Source organism: Rhodoferax sp., from assembly GCF_013297935.1.
GTDB lineage: Bacteria > Pseudomonadota > Gammaproteobacteria > Burkholderiales > Burkholderiaceae_C > Allorhodoferax.
On record NZ_JAAFIX010000003.1, the window covers coordinates 171,054 to 189,173 of the forward strand.

17 protein-coding genes are annotated in these 18,120 nt (G+C 58.8%); 9 read left to right on the forward strand and 8 right to left on the reverse strand.

Going from position 1 to position 18,120, the window contains the following annotated elements:
- The first annotated feature begins 5 nt into the window (after nucleotides 1-5).
- Together panC and QZW03_RS06285 are read left to right on the forward strand one after the other, a co-directional pair.
- Entirely contained in the window at nucleotides 6-830 is an 825-nt protein-coding gene (gene panC / locus QZW03_RS06280) for a pantoate--beta-alanine ligase (protein ID WP_296509126.1), read from the forward strand.
- Between the two features lie 10 nt (nucleotides 831-840).
- Nucleotides 841-1,398: a DUF1569 domain-containing protein gene (locus tag QZW03_RS06285; RefSeq protein ID WP_296509127.1), complete on the forward strand. Its 558-nt coding sequence runs from the start codon at nucleotides 841-843 to the stop codon at nucleotides 1,396-1,398.
- A 44-nt stretch (nucleotides 1,399-1,442) separates the two neighbouring features.
- Here the strand turns inward: QZW03_RS06285 and QZW03_RS06290 are convergent, their stop codons facing one another.
- Nucleotides 1,443-1,934, reverse strand: a complete 492-nt coding sequence (locus tag QZW03_RS06290; RefSeq protein ID WP_296509128.1) for a DUF1854 domain-containing protein — start codon at nucleotides 1,932-1,934, stop codon at nucleotides 1,443-1,445.
- A complete protein-coding gene (locus QZW03_RS06295; RefSeq protein ID WP_296509129.1) occupies nucleotides 1,931-4,189 on the reverse strand; it encodes an ABC transporter ATP-binding protein in 2,259 nt (752 codons plus the stop codon). The genes QZW03_RS06290 and QZW03_RS06295 overlap by 4 nt, the downstream gene beginning before the upstream one ends.
- Before the next feature lie 179 nt (nucleotides 4,190-4,368).
- On the opposite strand from QZW03_RS06295, the gene cphA (QZW03_RS06300) reads away from it, so the two are divergent.
- Both cphA (QZW03_RS06300) and cphA (QZW03_RS06305) read left to right on the forward strand, forming a co-directional pair.
- Nucleotides 4,369-6,543 (forward strand): cyanophycin synthetase, encoded by a 2,175-nt coding sequence (gene cphA, locus QZW03_RS06300; RefSeq protein WP_296509130.1) that lies wholly within the window; start codon nucleotides 4,369-4,371, stop codon nucleotides 6,541-6,543.
- 8 nt (nucleotides 6,544-6,551) lie between these two features.
- Entirely contained in the window at nucleotides 6,552-9,125 is a 2,574-nt protein-coding gene (gene cphA, locus QZW03_RS06305) for a cyanophycin synthetase (protein ID WP_296509131.1), read from the forward strand.
- A 2-nt stretch (nucleotides 9,126-9,127) separates the two neighbouring features.
- Here the strand turns inward: cphA (QZW03_RS06305) and QZW03_RS06310 are convergent, their stop codons facing one another.
- The 4 genes from QZW03_RS06310 to QZW03_RS06325 form a co-directional block, all read right to left on the reverse strand.
- The gene (locus tag QZW03_RS06310) at nucleotides 9,128-10,153 is read right to left on the reverse strand and encodes an NAD(P)H-dependent glycerol-3-phosphate dehydrogenase (protein WP_296509132.1); all 1,026 of its coding nucleotides are present in this window, start codon (nucleotides 10,151-10,153) and stop codon (nucleotides 9,128-9,130) included.
- A 54-nt stretch (nucleotides 10,154-10,207) separates the two neighbouring features.
- Nucleotides 10,208-10,663, reverse strand: a complete 456-nt coding sequence (secB, locus tag QZW03_RS06315) for a protein-export chaperone SecB (RefSeq protein WP_296509133.1) — start codon at nucleotides 10,661-10,663, stop codon at nucleotides 10,208-10,210.
- Between the two features lie 84 nt (nucleotides 10,664-10,747).
- A complete protein-coding gene (gene grxC, locus QZW03_RS06320; RefSeq protein WP_296509134.1) occupies nucleotides 10,748-11,011 on the reverse strand; it encodes a glutaredoxin 3 in 264 nt (87 codons plus the stop codon).
- Nucleotides 11,012-11,042: 31 nt separating this feature from the next.
- Entirely contained in the window at nucleotides 11,043-11,450 is a 408-nt protein-coding gene (locus QZW03_RS06325) for a rhodanese-like domain-containing protein (RefSeq protein WP_296509135.1), read from the reverse strand.
- A gap of 104 nt (nucleotides 11,451-11,554) precedes the next feature.
- Between QZW03_RS06325 and gpmA the strand changes: the two genes are divergently transcribed.
- The 5 genes from gpmA (at nucleotide 11,555) to QZW03_RS06350 (ending at nucleotide 16,346) form a co-directional block, all read left to right on the forward strand.
- Nucleotides 11,555-12,298: a 2,3-diphosphoglycerate-dependent phosphoglycerate mutase gene (gene gpmA, locus QZW03_RS06330; RefSeq protein WP_296509136.1), complete on the forward strand. Its 744-nt coding sequence runs from the start codon at nucleotides 11,555-11,557 to the stop codon at nucleotides 12,296-12,298.
- Nucleotides 12,299-12,412: 114 nt separating this feature from the next.
- Entirely contained in the window at nucleotides 12,413-13,849 is a 1,437-nt protein-coding gene (locus QZW03_RS06335; RefSeq protein ID WP_296509137.1) for a S41 family peptidase, read from the forward strand.
- A 7-nt stretch (nucleotides 13,850-13,856) separates the two neighbouring features.
- Entirely contained in the window at nucleotides 13,857-14,612 is a 756-nt protein-coding gene (moeB, locus tag QZW03_RS06340) for a molybdopterin-synthase adenylyltransferase MoeB (protein ID WP_296509138.1), read from the forward strand.
- Between the two features lie 103 nt (nucleotides 14,613-14,715).
- Entirely contained in the window at nucleotides 14,716-15,510 is a 795-nt protein-coding gene (locus QZW03_RS06345) for a GGDEF domain-containing protein (RefSeq protein ID WP_296509139.1), read from the forward strand.
- Nucleotides 15,510-16,346, forward strand: a complete 837-nt coding sequence (locus QZW03_RS06350; protein WP_296509140.1) for a MinD/ParA family protein — start codon at nucleotides 15,510-15,512, stop codon at nucleotides 16,344-16,346. Before QZW03_RS06345 ends, QZW03_RS06350 begins: the two co-directional genes overlap by 1 nt.
- A gap of 50 nt (nucleotides 16,347-16,396) precedes the next feature.
- On the opposite strand, the gene QZW03_RS06355 is transcribed toward QZW03_RS06350, so the two are convergent.
- Both QZW03_RS06355 and QZW03_RS06360 read right to left on the reverse strand, forming a co-directional pair.
- The gene (locus QZW03_RS06355) at nucleotides 16,397-17,233 is read right to left on the reverse strand and encodes a DUF429 domain-containing protein (protein WP_296509141.1); all 837 of its coding nucleotides are present in this window, start codon (nucleotides 17,231-17,233) and stop codon (nucleotides 16,397-16,399) included.
- Between the two features lie 2 nt (nucleotides 17,234-17,235).
- A complete protein-coding gene (locus QZW03_RS06360; protein ID WP_296509142.1) occupies nucleotides 17,236-18,117 on the reverse strand; it encodes a DMT family transporter in 882 nt (293 codons plus the stop codon).
- Nucleotides 18,118-18,120 lie beyond the last annotated feature (3 nt).

Sequence of the window (18,120 nt, forward strand, 5' to 3'; positions counted from 1 at the left end):
GCACTATGAAACTGATTCACACGATTGCTGAGTTGCGCGATGCCCTTAGCCAGTACCGCCATCCGGCCGTAGTGCCCACCATGGGCAACCTCCACGCGGGTCACTTGGCCTTGGTGCGCCAAGCCAAGCCTCTGGGCGATGTGACGATTTCCACCATCTTCGTGAACCGGCTGCAGTTCGCACCGCACGAGGACTTCGACACCTACCCCCGCACCCTGGAGGCGGATTGCCAGCACCTTGAAGCCGCCGGCTGCGATATCGTATTCGCCCCCAAAGAGTCTGAGCTGTACCCGCAGGCACAAACCTTCAAGGTGCACCCGCCTACGGAGTTGGCCGACATTCTCGAAGGCCACTTCCGGCCCGGCTTTTTCATTGGCGTCTGTACCGTCGTCATGAAGCTGCTGGCCGTGACCCAAGCGCGTACGGCGCTGTTCGGTAAAAAAGATTACCAGCAACTCATGGTGATCCGCAATATGGTCAAGCAGTTCGCCCTCCCGATCGACGTGGTGGGTGGCGAGACCCAACGCAACGAGGCGGGATTGGCACTGTCCAGCCGCAACGGTTACCTCACCCCCGCGCAACGCGAAGAGGCTCTGTTGCTATCGGCCACCCTGCGCGGAATCGTGCAAGCCGTGCGCTCCGGTGAAACAGACTTGGCCCGCCTGGAGCACGAGGGCATGCAAGCGCTGCGCGCCGCCGGGTGGATGCCTGACTATGTGGCCGTACGCCGTCAAGCAGACTTGCAAACCCCTCAGGTTGGCGATGCCAAAGTGGTGCTGGCCGCAGCCAGGTTGGCGAGCACGCGCCTGATCGACAACTTGGAAATCTGAATAGCGCCCCATGAACGGAAACATGGACATGCAGCGCCGCCGTTATCTTGCCAGTGGCGTGGGCTTGGCCACACTGGCAACGACCGGCAGCTTGACGGCATGCGCCGCCGGCCAGAACCGGGCCTTGCAGTTCAGCACCTTGGAACAAGCGGCCCAAGAGCTCCAGAGGCTCAGCGCAGCCCCTTTGGACTCGCAGGCCGTGTGGTCCTGGAGTCAGACGCTGGAGCACTGCGCCCAGAGTATTGAGTTTTCCATGACCGGCTATCCTGAATCCAAATCAGCGCTGTTTCAAAAAACTGCAGGCGCAGCGGCCTTTGGCTTTTTCCAGTGGCGCGGCCGCATGTCGCACAACCTGGCTGAACCTATCCCGGGTGCACCAGCGCTCACAGTCGACACGCCCGCCGCCTCAGCCTTGGCCAGACTGCAAAATGCGATGGTCGCCTTTGCGGACTGGACCGCGCCGCTGCAACCGCACTTTGCCTACGGAGCACTCGGCAAACCAGACTACGAACAAGCCCACGCCATGCACCTGGCGCAGCATTTGTCCGGGTTCACTCTCAAACTTTGACCCACCCGGGCAAGCGCAAAGGCTGCTTGGCTGAACCTGTAGCGCTACAAAAAGCGGTCCAGGATTTTTTTGCTGTGGCTGTCCATCGCAAACTGGTCGCGCACGAGGTACTGAATTCCATGCGCATCCGCGATGAGCAAAGCGTTGCCTTTGCCGATGCGACGGATGTCTTCATCTCCGCGCAAAACGAATTCGGTCTGCCCGCGGTTGGTTTCTACGGTCCAGGTGCTGGGCGTTGAATAGCTTGTGACCGCCACAATGCGCTCGACAACCGGCATGAACTCACGGGTGGCGAGCTCGGCGCGGATCAGTTCTTGCGCCGGCTGCGGAACATCCGCCAATTGGTCGACCCACGCCACTTCCTTGCCATCCATACTAACGAGCGAAATTCCATCGTCCGGCGACTGAATCGGAAATGCCCGAACGGGTACGACCCCTTCAAAGCGATCTCCGGCTGCATTGGTGAGCACCAGTTTCCCGAAGGCGGTGCGCTCCAACGCAAAGCGACTTGCTGTCACGGTGTAAAGCGCGCTCATGCGGCCTCCTCGATCATGTTGTTGCGGGCCTGGGCCTGGTAGAGGTTGAAATAGGCGCCCTCTGTGGCCATCAGCGCATCGTGGGTGCCCTCTTCCACCACCCGGCCGCGGTCCAGCACGACCAGGCGATCAGCACGATGCAAGGTGGAGAGGCGGTGGGCAATTGCGATGGTGGTGCGGCCTTGCACCAGGTTCTCCAGCGCCTTCTGAATTTCTTTCTCAGTTTCCGAGTCCACCGAAGAAGTGGCTTCATCGAGTATCAAAATGCGCGGGTCAATCAACAGGGCCCGCGCAATCGAGATGCGCTGACGCTCGCCGCCCGACAGCCCCTGCCCCCGCTCTCCCACCATGGAGTCGTAGCCCTGGGGAAGCCGCAGAATGAATTCATGGGCATGGGCGGCCCGCGCCGCGGCAATGATCTCAGTCCGGGTCGCATCCGGCTTGCCGTAGGCGATGTTGTCGGCAATGGTGCCGAAAAACAAAAACGGCTCTTGCAACACCAGCCCGATGTTCTGCCGGTAATCCGAAATGGCGTAGGAGCGGATGTCCACACCATCCACCAGAATCGCGCCTTCGGAGACGTCGTAAAAGCGGCAAATCAGGTTCACCAAGGTACTCTTGCCCGAGCCGCTGTGGCCCACGAGCCCGACCATTTCGCCGGGTGCGATTTTCAGACTGATTCCACGATTCACCTCGCGGTTGCCATAGCGGAAACCGACATCACGCACTTCGATACTGCCTTGAACCTTGCCCATCGGAATGGGGTTGACCGGCTCCGGCACGCTGGAGACATGGTCCAGAATGTCAAAAATCCGTTTGGCAGCGGAAGCGGATTTCTGGGTCACCGACACAATGCGGCTCATGGAGTCCAGGCGGCCATAGAAGCGACTGATGTAGGCAATAAACGCCGTCAACACGCCCACCGTGATTTCGCCTTGGGAGACCTGCCAGATACCGAAGGCCCAGACCACTAGCAAACCCAGCTCGGTCAAAAAAGACACACTGGGCGAAAACAGCGACCAGATTTTGTTGATGCGGTCGTTCACGACCAGGTTGTGCTTGTTAGCCTCGCGAAAACGACTGGCTTCACGGGTCTCTTGGGCAAAAGCCTTGACCACCCGGATACCGGGAATGGTGTCTGCCAGCACGTTAGTGACCTCGCCCCAGACACGGTCGATTTTCTCGAACCCCGTGCGCAGTCGGTCGCGCACAAAGTGAATCATCCAGGCGATGAATGGCAGGGGAACCAAGGTCACCACCGCCAGCCACGGATTGATAGAAAACAAAATGATGGCGGTCATGGTGAGCATGATCACGTCGGTCGCGAAGTCCAGCAAATGCAAGGACAGGAATACACAAATCCGGTCACTTTCACTGCCAATGCGCGACATCAAGTCGCCCGTCCGCTTGCCACCAAAATACTCCAAGGAAAGGCGCAATAGGTGTTCGTAGGTGGTAGTGCGCAAATCGGCACCGATACGCTCAGACACCAGGGCAAGGATGTAGGTCTTGGCCCAGCTGAGCACCCAGGCCAGCAAAGAAGACCCCAGCAACCCGCCCATGTACATGCCTACCACCATCGGATCAATTTTCTGACCGTTCTGGAAGGGGATGAGTACGTTGTCCATCAAAGGCATCGTCAGGTACGGCGGCACCAGATTGGCCGCAGTGCCCAGCAATGTCAGCACGAACCCCAAGAGCAATTGCCCACGGTAAGGTCGGGCGAACCGCCAGAGACGGAACAAGGTCCAGGTGCTGGGAGGCGTGTGAACGACTTTGGTACACACCGGGCACTCTTCTTGTTCCGGCTCCAAAGGCGCCTTGCAGCTTGGGCACACCTGGGTGAGCGCTTGGGCGAGGGGCTTGCCGGATACGGTGCTCTCGAGCTGGGACTGGAACTGGTCAACCAAGCGGATCGCCTGGAGGTTTTGCCCGAGCGTAAATCTCCAGCTACCGAGCAAGGCGCTGGCGTCCAGCAAGTTCAAATGCCCCACTCCCGCGTGGTCGTGGTGGTGCAAAGTCTGTCCGGCCTGCAATTCCCACGTGGACCAGACTTGCGATTTGCCTTCGCAGGCCAGTAGTCTCTGGTTAGTGAGTAAGACCAGGCCCTTCACAAAATGCAGTTGCAGGTCTAGGTCAACCTCCAGAACCGCCAGAACGTTCTCATGGGGATGGAGCTGTTTCTGAACCGCCTCGCGCCAGAGAGTCGGCAGATCGCCGGAAGGCGCGGGAAATGCAGGAGCTTCAGAAGTCATGGATCGCAAAAAAGGGTGAATTTGATTCAGTTTTTCAAAGTGGCGGGCCTACGGCGCCCCAACTTCAGGCCGACGATACTACGCGCAAGCGCACACATGTCGTTCGGATCTTCATCTGTGAGCGAAAATACACAACGCACTACGCGTAACAATGGTGGACCGCTCCTTTCCAACAAGCCATGACAGCCAAGAAAAATATTGAAATCCTGCGGGTCACCCACCTTCGTGGCCCCAATATCTGGACCTATCGCCCGGTGATCGAAGCGTGGGTTGACATTGGTGAGTTGGAAGATTTTCCTTCCAACACGCTGCCCGGCTTTTACGACCGACTCACGACCTGGCTTCCCGGCTTGATTGAGCACAAGTGCAGTCCTGGGGTGAGAGGCGGCTTCCTGGAGCGCTTGCGGGAGGGCACCTGGGCTGCGCACATCATGGAGCATGTGGCTTTGGAGATTCAAAATCTCAGCGGCATGCAAACGAGTTTCGGCAAGGCCCGCCAGATGTCCAAGCCTGGCATCTACAAAATAGCGTTCCGTACCCGGCAAGAGCAGATCGGCCGCAAAGCACTCGTCGTTGCACGAGACCTGATCATGGCCGCGATCAATGACACGGCTTATCCGCTGGAAGCCCAGCTGCTTGAGTTGCGCGACATGGTGGACTCCCTGTGCTTGGGGCCCAGCACTTCTAACATTGTGGATGCAGCCACCGATCGCGGTATCCCCTCCATACGCCTGACCGATGGCAACCTGGTCCAGCTCGGCTACGGTATTGCCCAGCGCCGCATATGGACCGCAGAAACCGACCAGACTTCAGCGATTGCCGAAGAAATCGCCAGCGACAAAGATTTGACCAAGAGCCTGCTCAAGGCGTGCGGGGTGCCCGTGCCGGAAGGCACTTTGGTGAACTCCCCCGAAAAAGCTTGGGAAGCTGCACAAGACATCGGCTTGCCGGTTGCAGTCAAACCCTACGACGGCAACCATGGCCGGGGAGTGACGCTCGACCTGTCGGACCAGGCCAGTGTGGAAACAGCTTTTCATGTGGCCAAAGAGCAAAGTGGCGGCAGTGTCATTGTCGAGAAATTCATTCCGGGGAATGAGCACCGCTTACTGGTGGTAGGCAAGCGGGTCGTGGCTGCGGCGCGCGGCGAGTCGGCCTGGGTCACCGGCGATGGTCAGTCCACCGTGACGCAGTTGGTGAACACCCAGATCAATAGCGACCCGCGTCGCGGAGAAGCCGAGGAGTTGCCACTCTCCCCTATCGAACCCGAAAAAAGCCCTGAGGTGCAGCTCGTGCTACGCCGGGCCGGGCTCACACCCGAATCCGTTCCCGCCCTTGGGCAGCGCGTTTTGATCCAGCGCAATGGCAACGTGGCATGGGACGTTACCGACGAAGTGCACCCCACCGTTGCAGCTGCGGCTGCCTTGGCGGCACGTGTCGTGGGATTGGATATCGCCGGCATCGACATGGTTCTGGAAGACTGCTCCAAACCCCTCAAGAGCCAGCGCGGAGCAGTGATCGAGGTCAACGCCAGTCCGGGCTTGCTGTTCCACATCAAACCCGCCGTGGGTACGCCGCGCAATGTCGGCAAGGCCATTGTGGAGCACCTGTTTGCGCCGGATGCCGAAGCGCGCATTCCCGTCATTGGTGTCACAGGTACCCAGCACACCGGCCGCCTGGCGCGCCTGATTGCCTGGTTGGTTCACATCAGTGGCAAGCATGTCGGGCTGGCTTGTACTGAAGGGCTGTACCTGGATGGACGCCAGATTGATTCTCGCGCCAGCGCACACTGGGAAGCCAGTCAGCGCATCCTGATCAATCGCTCCGTGCAAGCGGCCGTGTTTGAAAACAGCAGCAAGATGATTCTGGCGGAAGGCCTGGCCTATGACCGTTGTGCCGTGGGCGTGGTGACCGACATCTGCAACACACCTGGGCTCGCTGAGTTCGACATTCTGGATGCAGAGCAAACCTTCAAGGTCGCTCGAACCCAGGTCGATGTGGTGCTGCCCAGCGGCACCGCCGTGCTCAACGCCGCAGACGCCCAAGTGGTCGAGCTTGCGGAGCTCTGCGACGGCCGGGTCATTTTCTATGCTTTGGATGCTGACACGCCGGCCCTTCAGGCACACCGCCAAAAGGGTGGCCGGGCCGTGTTCCTGCGCGGTGCAGACATTGTGCTCGCAGGGGGCGATCAGGACATTTCAATGATCCCGCTCTCGACCCTGAAGCCCGCCAAAGCCGAGAAACCCGAAATGGTCATGGCCGCTATCGGGGCGGCATGGGCGCTCGATATTCCGGTGGAATTGATTGGTGCCGGTTTGCGCACCTTCGAATCCAACCCCAAGAAAACACCTTACTGAGCTCAGATATGGAAGTCTCCCGCATTCGCGCACTACGCGGCCCCAATCTGTGGAGCCATCACACCGCCATCCAGTCGGTCGTGACATGCACCCCCGAAGAAGCTGCCGTAACCTCCATTCCGGGCTTTGAAGCCAAACTCCGGGCCCGCTTTCCCGAGATCAGCCCGTTCCAACCGGTGGGGCACGCAGAGAGCGTGTCCTTAGCCCAGGTTCTGGAGCTGGCCGCATTGGGCTTGCAGGCGCAGGCCGGTTGCCCCGTAACCTTCAGCTGCACCACACCTACGGTAGACGCCAACATCTACCAAGTGGTAGTGGAGTACAGCGAAGAAGAGGTCGGACTCCTGGCCATGGAGTGGGCCGAGAAGCTCTGCAACTCTGCACTGAATGACACAGCGTTCGACCTGCAAGCCGCTCTAGACGCTTTGCGCGAGCTCGATGAAGATGTCCGCTTAGGGCCCAGCACCGGCTCTATTGTCGATGCGGCCGTGGCAAGGGGCATCCCCTACAGCCGCATGACAGAGGGCAGCATGGTGCGCCTCGGCTGGGGCAGCAAACAACGCCGTATTCAGGCAGCTGAAATGGACATCACCAGCGCCATCGCAGAAGCCATTGCCCAAGACAAAGAGCTCACTAAAAAATTGCTTTCCGCAGCTGGCGTGCCGGTTCCCGGAGGGCGGTCCGTCGTCGATGCCGATGACGCTTGGGCGGCCGCCATGGAAATTGGCTTGCCCGTTGTGGTCAAGCCCAATGATGGCAACCAGGGCAAAGGGGTGACCGTCAACATCACCAGCCGCGAGCAGCTGAACCGCGCCTTTGAGGCTGCTAAAAATTTCCGTGACGACGTTCTGGTGGAACGCTTCATGCCCGGCAACGACTTCCGCCTGCTGGTTGTCGGCGACAAGCTGGTGGCAGCCGCCCGCCGCGACCCACCCAAAGTGGTGGGCGATGGCGTGCACACCATTGCCGAGTTGGTGGCGCAAGTCAACGCCGACCCGCGACGTGGCTCGGGTCACGCCACCTCACTCACCAAAATTCGTTTTGACGACATCGCCAAAACGACTCTCGCCAACCAGGGCTTTGAAGCGGACTCGGTCCCCGCCAAAGGCCAGCGGGTCAACTTGCGGAACAATGCCAACCTGTCGACTGGGGGCTCTGCCACCGACGTTACAGATGATGTGCACCCCGACGTGGCTGCGCGCGCCATTGCCGCTGCCCACATGGTGGGACTCGATATCTGCGGAGTGGATGTGGTGTGCGACACCATCTTGCGCCCGTTGGAAGAGCAAGGCGGCGGTATTGTGGAAGTCAATGCCGCACCCGGATTGCGCATGCATTTGTCTCCATCTTTCGGCAAAGGCCGGGCGGTGGGCGAAGCAATCATCGGCAGCATGTTCAAAAAGGGCCAGAACGGGCGCATCCCCATCATTGCAGTGACCGGTACCAACGGCAAGACAACGACGGTGCGTTTGATTTCCCATTTGCTGAACCAGAACGGCTTGCGCGTCGGAATGACCAACACCGATGGTGTTTATGTCAACGGAGATTGCATTGACACCGGTGACTGCAGCGGGCCCAAGAGTGCCAAGAGCGTTTTGTTGCACCCCGATGTGGATGCGGCTGTGCTGGAGACCGCGCGGGGAGGCATTCTTCGTGAAGGTTTGGCTTTTGACCATTGCGACGTAGCCGTGGTGACCAACATCGGTAGCGGTGATCACCTTGGCTTGAACTTCATCACCACGGTCAATGAGCTCGCTGTACTCAAGCGCGTCATTGTGCAAAACGTGGCTCCCACAGGCGCTGCTGTTCTCAACGCAACGGACCCGATCGTGGCAAAAATGGCGGCCAAATGCAAAGGTGAAGTCATCTTCTTCGCAGCCGACATTACGCACCCCGTCATGGCCACGCATCGCGCCCAAGGGCAAGCTGTGGTTTATGTCGAAGGAGGAACCCTCATTGCCAGCAAGGGGGATGTGCAGCAGTCCATTCCACTGTCCGAGGTGCCGATCACCCTTGGCGGGGCGATTGGTTTTCAGGTAGACAACGTGATGGCGAGCGTAGCGGCTGCATGGTCACTCGGCGTGCCTTGGAGTGTGATTCGCCAAGGTCTGGCGAATTTTTCCAACGACAGCCACAACGCCGCTGGGCGATTCAATCTATTCAAGTACCGGGGCGCCACCGTCATTGCGGATTACGGGCACAACCCGGATGCGATGCTGGCCCTGGTGCAGGCCGTGCAAGCCTTGCCGGCGTCCCGTCGCTCAGTCGTGATCAGCGGTGCCGGCGACCGCCGTGACCAGGACATCCGCCAACAAACCGAAATCCTAGGCGATGCCTTTGATGAAGTGGTGATGTTCGAGGACCAATGCCAGCGTGGCCGCAGCGACGGCGAGGTACTGGCCCTGCTCCGCCAGGGCCTGGCGAATGCCAAGCGCACCACCCAGCAGTCGGAAGTTTTCGGAGAGTTTCTGGCCATTGACGCCGCGATGGACAAACTCCAGCCCGGCGAGCTGTGCTTGGTACTGGTGGATCAGGTCGAAGAGGCCATGGCCCACATTGCTGCCAAAGTGGCCTCGGCCACCTGACGCTAGTACACCTCGGAAGCAGGCCCCCGTCCCATCAGTGCAGCGACTGCCTGATGGGCTTTTAACTGCCCGTCAAGCAAACCCACCACTGCCTGGGTAATCGGCATAGGCACACCCAAACTCACGGCACGCTGCCACACCGTGCGGGCGCTGTAGACACCCTCAGCTACATGCCCCAGCTCAGCAACCGCCTGTTCCAGTGTTTTACCGGAGGCGAGTGCCAGCCCTACCTTGCGGTTGCGGGACAAGTCCCCTGTCGCGGTAAGCACCAAGTCCCCGAGGCCACTCAAGCCCATAAAGGTTTCGGCCTTTGCCCCCATGGCCATGCCAAGGCGGGTCATCTCTGCCAAGCCACGGGTTATCAGTGCGGCTCGGGCATTCATTCCCAAGTCCAAGCCGTCACACAAACCGGTGGCAATCGCGAGCACGTTTTTGACGGCACCGCCGACTTCCACGCCAGCGACATCCTCATTCGCATACACCCGCAGATCCGGGCTGTGAAAGGCGTCCACCAACAGAAGGCGCACTGACTCATGAGGGCTGGCTGCTACCAAGGCAGTAGGCTGCCCCGCGGCAACCTCCTGGGCAAAGCTGGGGCCGCTCAAAACGCCAGCCTGCACACAGGGGGCCACCGACTGCAGGACCTCGTGGCCCAGCAAACCCGGCGCACCCTGCACCAGAGGCGCCTCGAACCCCTTACACAGCCACGCCACAGGGCAGGCAGCGGCGGCCACCTGAAGCAAGGTTTCGCGCAATCCGGCCATCGGAGTCGCAATGATGATGAGGTCGAAACCGCCTCCATCACTCGAAGCGAGCAGAGAAGACAAATCGCTGGCGCTCACACGCAGCGAGGGCGGAAACCCACAGCCCGGCAGGTAGCGGCTATTGCATCGCTCCGACTCCATGCGGTCCACCGCCGAGGCATCGCGAGCCCACAGAGTGACCGCATGGGCTTGCCGGGTATTGCGGGCTGCGCTGATGGCCAGCGCTGTACCCCAGGCACCAGCGCCTATTACTATGATTTTCATAGCTACTCGCGCTTATAAAACGTGGGCTGGAGGCCAAAACCTCCTGCAACCAGCTTACTGGGGCAGCGTGCCTGCCGCTGCGCCGGCAGCTTCCAGTTGCTGCTGCTCGTACATGGCTTGGAAGTTGATTTCCGACAAGTGCACCGGAGGGAACCCGCCGCGCTGAATCAGATCCGCCACGTTGCCGCGCAGGTAGGGGTACACGATTTGCGGGCAAGCAATGCCCATAATCTGGCCCAGTTGCTCCTGGCCTAGGTTGCGAATCTCAAAGATGCCTGCCTGCTTGGCTTCGACCAGGAACACGGTTTTGTCTTTGATTTTGGTTTGCACAGTGGCAGTCACACAGACTTCGTACACGCCTTCCGCCACGGGAGCGGCTTCGACGCCGAGCTGAATGTCCACAGACGGCTGCTCTTGCTCCAACAGAATGGCAGGAGAGTTGGGTTGCTCCAACGAAGCCTCTTTGAGGTACACGCGTTGAATTTGGAAAACGGGATCTTGGTCAGCCATGGCAAAAGTCTCTTTAGATAAACAGAAGCCCGCCGGCACAACACCGACGGGCTACGAAAACGGAATTCGCTGACGGGAATTATGTCAGGCTGTAGCGCCCAACAAAGGCAGCAACCCACCGTTGCTGTCCAGCGCCATCAAATCATCACAACCGCCGACATGGGTGTCGCCAATGAAAATCTGAGGCACGGTGCGCCGGCCGGTGAGCTCCATCATCTTCATGCGCTCCTCGGGATTGGCATCCACCCGGATTTCTTCAATCACGTCAACGCCCTTGGATTTAAGAATGCGCTTGGCCTGCACACAGTAGGGGCAGACAGCGGTGGTGTACATCTTGACAGCTTGCATAACGCAGATTCCTTATGTTCAGCAGCCCGGATCAGGCTTTCTCAACAGGGAGATTAGCTGCTTTCCAAGCTTTGAGTCCGCCCTGCATCGATTGGGCCTGCTCGTAACCCAGTTTCTTGGCCAACTCAACCGCTTTGGCGGAGCGGGCACCGCTTTGGCACACCAGCACCAATGGCAAGCCCTTGTTTTTGACCGCACCCGCGAGCTTGGCTTCCAAATCCGCGAAGGGCAGATTTTTGGATCCCACAATGTGACCGGCAGCAAACTCGGACGCATCGGAAACATCCACCACATTGGCTTTTTCGCGGTTGATCAACTGAATAGCCCTCGCTGAGTCAATTCCCACTGCGGTTGCGCCCTGGAAGACCGGCCAGAGCAGCAAGCCGCCGGACGACAGTGCAATGGCAATCAACATCCAGTTATCCATAATAAATTTCACTTTGTTCCTTCTTGGTTACTTGACTCGAAGCTGCCATTTTAGAATGGTGAGTCTCCAGCCGCTGCACAGACCGGCCGGTTTTCTCAACGATCGAACGCATCCTCATGTACAAATTAGTTCTCGTACGCCACGGCGAATCCACCTGGAATCTTGAAAACCGCTTCACCGGCTGGACCGATGTAGACCTCACACCTACCGGGGTTGAACAAGCCAAAAACGCCGGCCGACTCCTCAAAGCAGAAGGTTTTGAATTCGATGTGGCCTATACCAGCGTACTCAAGCGGGCGATTCGCACCCTGTGGCACACCCTGGACGAAATGGACCGCACCTGGCTGCCGGTCGTCCACAGCTGGCGTCTCAATGAGCGTCACTATGGCTCGCTTCAGGGCCTGAACAAGGCGGACATGGCCAAACAATACGGCGACGCACAAGTCCTGGTTTGGCGCCGCAGCTACGACACACCACCACCCGCGCTGGAAGCGACTGACCCCCGTAGTGAACGCGCAGACATCCGCTATGCCAAGCTTCCTGTCGAACAAGTCCCGCTCACCGAATGCCTGAAAGACACCGTAGACCGTGTCATTCCTTTCTGGAACGAATCTATTGCGCCGGCTATCAAAGCGGGCAAGCGCATCGTTCTGGCAGCGCACGGCAACTCGATCCGCGCATTGATCAAGTACCTGGACGAGATTTCGGACGATGACATCGTGGGCGTTAACATCCCCAACGGCATCCCTTTGGTTTACGAGCTGGACGAAAACCTCAAACCGATCCGTCACTACTACCTCGGTGATGCAGAGGCTGCCGCCAAGGCCGCCGCCGCGGTGGCTTCCCAAGGCAAGGCATAACTACAAACCCGCCCTTCTAAACGCCCGCAATTGCGGGCGTTTTTGCAGGACTTCGGGGAACCGGGCAAACCAGCCGCACTCCAAGGTGTATATTGGTGCGGCACAGGAAGAACTATGGGTCACAAACTGAAAATCACCGGCTGGATTGCTTTGGGCGTCGTTGCAGGGGCACTCACCACCGTATCGTTGCAAACCGTTGCACGGAACTCCTTGGCCCCGTTGCCATTGGAAGAGTTGCAACAGCTCGCCACGGTTTTCGGTATGGTCAAGAGTGACTATGTGGAGCCTGTCGATGAGAAAAAACTGATCACCGATGCCATCACCGGCATGGTGGCCAGCCTCGACCCCCACTCACAGTACTTTGACAAAAAGTCGTTCAAGGAATTCCGTGAAGGCACCTCCGGCAAGTTTGTCGGTGTGGGCATTGAGATCACCCAAGAAGATGGCCTCGTCAAAGTGGTTTCACCGATTGAGGGCTCCCCTGCCTTCCGTGCGGGCCTGAAAACCAACGACCTGATCACCAAAATTGACGACACCGCGGTCAAAGGCCTGACGCTCAACGAAGCCGTCAAGCGCATGCGCGGTGAGCCCAACACCAAAGTGTTGTTGACGATTTATCGCAAAGATGAGAATCGCACTTTCCCGGTCACCATTACCCGGGAAGAAATCAAACAACAATCTGTGCGCGGAAAAGTCGTGGAGCCGGGATACGCATGGATCCGCGTCAGCCAGTTCCAGGAACGCAGCTTTGAAGACTTTGCCAAAAAAGTCGAAGATATTTACAAGCAAGACCCCAAAATTAAAGGCTTGGTTTTGGATTTGCGTAACGACCCGGGCGGCCTGCTGACCTCTGCGGTAGCGATGTCAGCAGCCTTCCTGCCCGAGAACGTCACCGTGGTGTCCACTAACGGGCAGACGCCTGAAAGCAAGCAGGTGTTGCGTGCCTCCGCCAGCGACATCCGGGGCTTGTCCGGTGCAGAGGCACTGAAAACATTGCCTGCAGCACTGAAAAAGGTGCCCATGGTAGTGCTGGTCAACGAGGGATCTGCTTCAGCCAGTGAAATCGTGGCAGGCGCATTGCAGGACCACAAACGCGCCACCATCATGGGTAGCCAATCGTTTGGCAAAGGCTCGGTGCAGACTTTCCGCCCGCTCGGACCGGATACCGGTTTGAAAATCACCACCTCCCGCTACTACACCCCGAGCGGACGCTCGATCCAAGCCAAGGGCATCGTTCCCGACGTGATGGTGGATGAAACCGAAGAAGGCAGCCCCTACGCAGCACTGCGCATGCGGGAAGCCGACCTTGAAAAGCATCTATCCAGTGGCCAAGGCGAAGAAAAGAAGGACGCTGTCCGCGAAAAGGCACGGGAAGATGCGCTCAAGCGCTTGGAAGAGGAGTCACGTAAGCCCGCATCCGAACGCAAAGTGCCCGAGTTCGGCTCGGACAAAGACTTCCAACTGATTCAGGCGATCAACCACCTCAAAGGCAAGCCCGTACTGGTCAGCAAAACCCAGATGGAACGCAAAGAAGAGGCCAAGGACAACTGATCCGCTGATGCATGACGATGCTTTGCTGCGCTATTCGCGGCACATTTTGCTCAACGAGATCGGTATTGAAGGCCAAGAGCGAATCTGTAATAGCCATGTACTGATCGTAGGTGCCGGAGGACTTGGAGCGCCTGCAGCGCTGTACCTGGCGGCTGCGGGCGTAGGGCAAATCACGCTGGTGGACCCGGACGTGGTTGACCTGACCAATCTGCAGCGGCAAATAATTCATTCGACAGCAAACATTGGCCAGCCCAAAGTGGAGTCTGCCGGCTTGCGACTGGCCGCTATGAATCCACTCACCCGTGTCCATGCCTTCCAGACAGCTGCAGATGCCCCTTGGCTCGCGGAGCATTTGGAGAGCGTGGATGTCGTTCTTGATTGCAGCGACAACTTCCCCACCCGGCAACTCATCAACCACGCCTGCGTGGCCCAGTGCAAACCGCTGGTCTCCGGCGCCGCCCTTCGTTTTGATGGGCAAGTCTCGGTGTTTGACCCGACCCGGCCCGAGGGTCCTTGTTACGCCTGCCTGTTCCCGCCCGACGCAGCGCCCCCGGCCACCCAGTGCTCGACGATGGGCGTTTTCTCTCCCTTAGTCGGCATCATTGGCGCCACACAAGCCGCAGAGGCACTGAAGCTGATTCTCCGGCTACCGGGCATCTTGAGCGGGCGCATGCTGCTGCTCGATGCACTGAGTATGGAATGGAGCAGCTTGACCCTTCGCCGCAACCCGACCTGCACCGTATGCGGCCCCCACCATGGTTAGAAATAAACTGTGAAGCACCGCCTTTTTACGCCCACCGGGGCTGGTTCGCTTCCCAAGCAATGCATGCTTCCTGTTAGACTTTGAAGGACTAAACGACCTCACCGTGGCACAACCGCACCCTTCGCCCCTCGTTGACCTGCAGCGCTTACGCTTGGACGATGCCCGGGCGCTGCTGGAGCACGACGCCACTGTCTCACTCCCCTCCAGCACAGAGTCCCCCACGGCGTATTTGCAAGCCGTGATCGACGGTTTGTGCGAGCTCTCCCTGAAGGATCCCCTCACCGGCTTGGCCAATCGTCGCCATTTCAGGGGAGTTTTAGGGCGTTCCATTGACATGGTGGCCCGCTCTGGAGAGCCGGCCCTGCTACTGATGCTCGATATCGACCACTTCAAAAAAGTGAACGATACCTACGGGCACCAAGCTGGCGACCAGGTTCTGCAAGCCATCGCAAAAACACTCACTGGCTGCGTGCGCCCTATGGACACAGTGGCACGCTTCGGAGGCGAAGAGTTTTCCGTCATGCTTCCCAGCTGCCACACTGGCTATGGAACCGTCGTGGCTGAACGTATTCGGACCCAAATTGAGGCACTGTCGATCCAGATTGCGCCGGGCTTGAGTATTCAAGTGACGGTCAGTATCGGTGGCGCGTTTGCGCCGGAGTGGGTTCGGTCCACTGCCACCTTGTGGACCGAGCGCGCTGACATGCAGCTCTACCGGGCGAAAAAAGAGGGCCGCAACCGCGTCTTTCTAGACCAACAACAAGAAATCTATGTCAGTGCAGAGGAGAAAAATCTCTTGTTTGGCCACCTCTCTTTGGGTGATCCCGCATGGATCGAAAGTGTTTCCAGCGATGCGGCCGGTAGCCCTGCTTCCGGCGCCATGCAGAGGGTATTTTGATGTCTGACGTGTTAAACCCACCCGAATCGGTCGAAGGCAGCGCGGGAGTCCCCTTGAAGCCGTCCGGCAAAGTGATTGCCGTGACAAGCGGTAAAGGTGGCGTGGGCAAGACCTTTGTATCTGCCAATCTTGCAGCCGCGATGGCAAAACGGGGACAGCGGGTGCTGGTGCTGGATGCCGATCTCGGACTCGCCAACCTCGATGTGGTGCTCAACCTATATCCCAAAATCACCCTGCATGATGTCTTTACCGGCAAGGCGAAGCTGGAAGAAGCCATCATCCGCGCCCCTGGTGGCTTTTCTGTCCTGCTAGCTGGCTCAGGCATGGTGGAATATTCACGCCTGACACCGGAAGTTCGCGGTGATTTTTTGCGCATCATGAACGGCTTGGTCCCGCATTACGATGTGGTCATCCTGGATACCGGTGCCGGTATTTCCGACGTGGTGCTCTTTGCAGTGTCTCTAGCTTCTGAAGTGCTGGTCGTTGCCACACCAGAACCCACCTCGTTGACCGACGCCTACGCCACGATCAAAGTATTGGTAGGCCAACAAAAACGCCAGACGATCCGGCTGGTGATCAACCAAACCGCACGTTTGGGCGACGGCCGCGCCATTACAACGCAACTCCAACAGGTGCTGGACCGTTTTGTCACGACCGATACCGGTAAGCCGGTGCGCTTGGTGCACATGGGGGATATTCCGGCGGATCAAGCTGTCCGCCAGGCGGTCATGCGCCGTCAGCTCCTATTGCAAGCCATGCCTGGTAGCCCAGCTGCACTCGCGATTTCTCAGTTAGCCGCCAAAGTCGAAGAAACGATCAAGCTCAAAACGAGCTGAATATCACCCGGGCACCGGCTCCCGATCAAATGCTGCGCGTCTGCCGGGTTTCAAGCAGACACTATCCAACCTTCCAGAGGATCTACCTTCTGAGGAAGTCCGTACCGCAGATCACCACCTTGGTGCTGCACTTCGGCCCACGCCGCCAGGGTCAGGCAAAGAGCAGCATCCAAGGAATCACCACTCGGGTCATCCACCAGAGCGTCACGCTGGGCGTGAGTTAACTTCAGCCGTATCCCCCAGCGGGTTTGGCCCATTTCTAACGCATGGACCAAGTCTTTTCGGGCAATGAGTCGCTCGGGGGTCTGCTTGGCTTTGTCGTCACTTTTGTAACTCCGGCTCCCCAGCACCGCTTTGGAAATCAACCCCGGGTAACCCTCCAAGGCAATGCGGCCCAGTGCTGCATGGCCGCTTGTTGGCGATTGCAGACCGGGGAAATGCGCACCCGCGTCCAACAAGCGGGGCACACCGGCGTGCAGCATCCAGGCCACCGGCGGATTCACCCACTTCATCGAGGAACTGGACTGGGCCGGACCATCGGTGGCACGATGCGCAAACTTGCTTCCTACGGGCCGGGCATTGCAAAACGAGACGAACTCCGACCGGATTTCCTCACGACTCAGGGACGCGAAGTGCCGGATACACGGCTCCCACTCCACCGGCCACCCCAACGCAGTGACGAGCTCCCTGGGCAAGCCGAACGGCAGATCAAACGCGCCAATCCAAGAAGGCTCGCGCACGAGGTAGTCTGAAAACTCTTTCAATGATGCGAGCCGCTCTATCCCTTGAAGTACCAGGCGGCCACCCACCTGCTCCCCCTTTGCGCACACTATGTTTTTTCGCCGGGTCGGGCTACTGGAAAAATCACACCCTATCAATAAGCTCATAGTCACCCCAACGCCAACGCTACAACGCCTGTGGCAATACAGACCGCGCCAGCCAGACGCGCCAGCCGATCCCCCTCGCCCAACAATTGGCCACCTAACAAGGCCGCAAAAAGCATAGACACCTCACGGGCAGGCGCCACATGACCCATGGGCGCAGACTGCATTGCGTAAAGCACCAACACATAAGAAACCGGGCTGATGATCCCCCCCAGCAGGGCGAACTTCCATTGCTGTTGCCATAGCACCCGCGCAGTCGGTATGTCACGCACTACGGCCGGCATCAGCAAAGCTACTCGCACAAAATTGCCCATGTAATCCACCAGAATTGGGGACAAAAGCAGCACCTTGACCGCATAACCGTCCACCACGGTGTAGCTTGCAATGCACACCCCGGTCAAAAGGCCATAGACCAGCCCTTTGCGCACGCGAGCATGGCGCTGTGCATCGTCCAGTGTGCGAAAAAGGGTGGGGCCTCCCGCCACCATGAATACCCCTGCAACCACGGCCACAATCCCCGCAACGCCCAATGCAGAAATTTGCTCGCCCAGCACCAGAATGGCAAACAGGGAAGACATCAGAGGCCCGGAACCTCGCGCCAGCGGGTACACCACAGTCAAATCTGATTTCCGGTAACCGCGAAGAAGCACCGTGTGATACAGCACGTGGATGACGCCGCTCGCAGCCACAAATGCCCAGGGCCGCGCTCCCCACCCCGGAATTTGTTGCCAACCCAGCCACAGGCCCACCGGAGCCCAGAAGACCATGATGACCACAGCGGTAAAAAAAGCAAAGCGGGAGTCACCCCCCGCTTTCTTGGCTGCAATATTCCAACTCGCGTGGATCAGCCCTGCAAAAATGACTAGCCCTAAGGCCGTCAGTGTCATGTG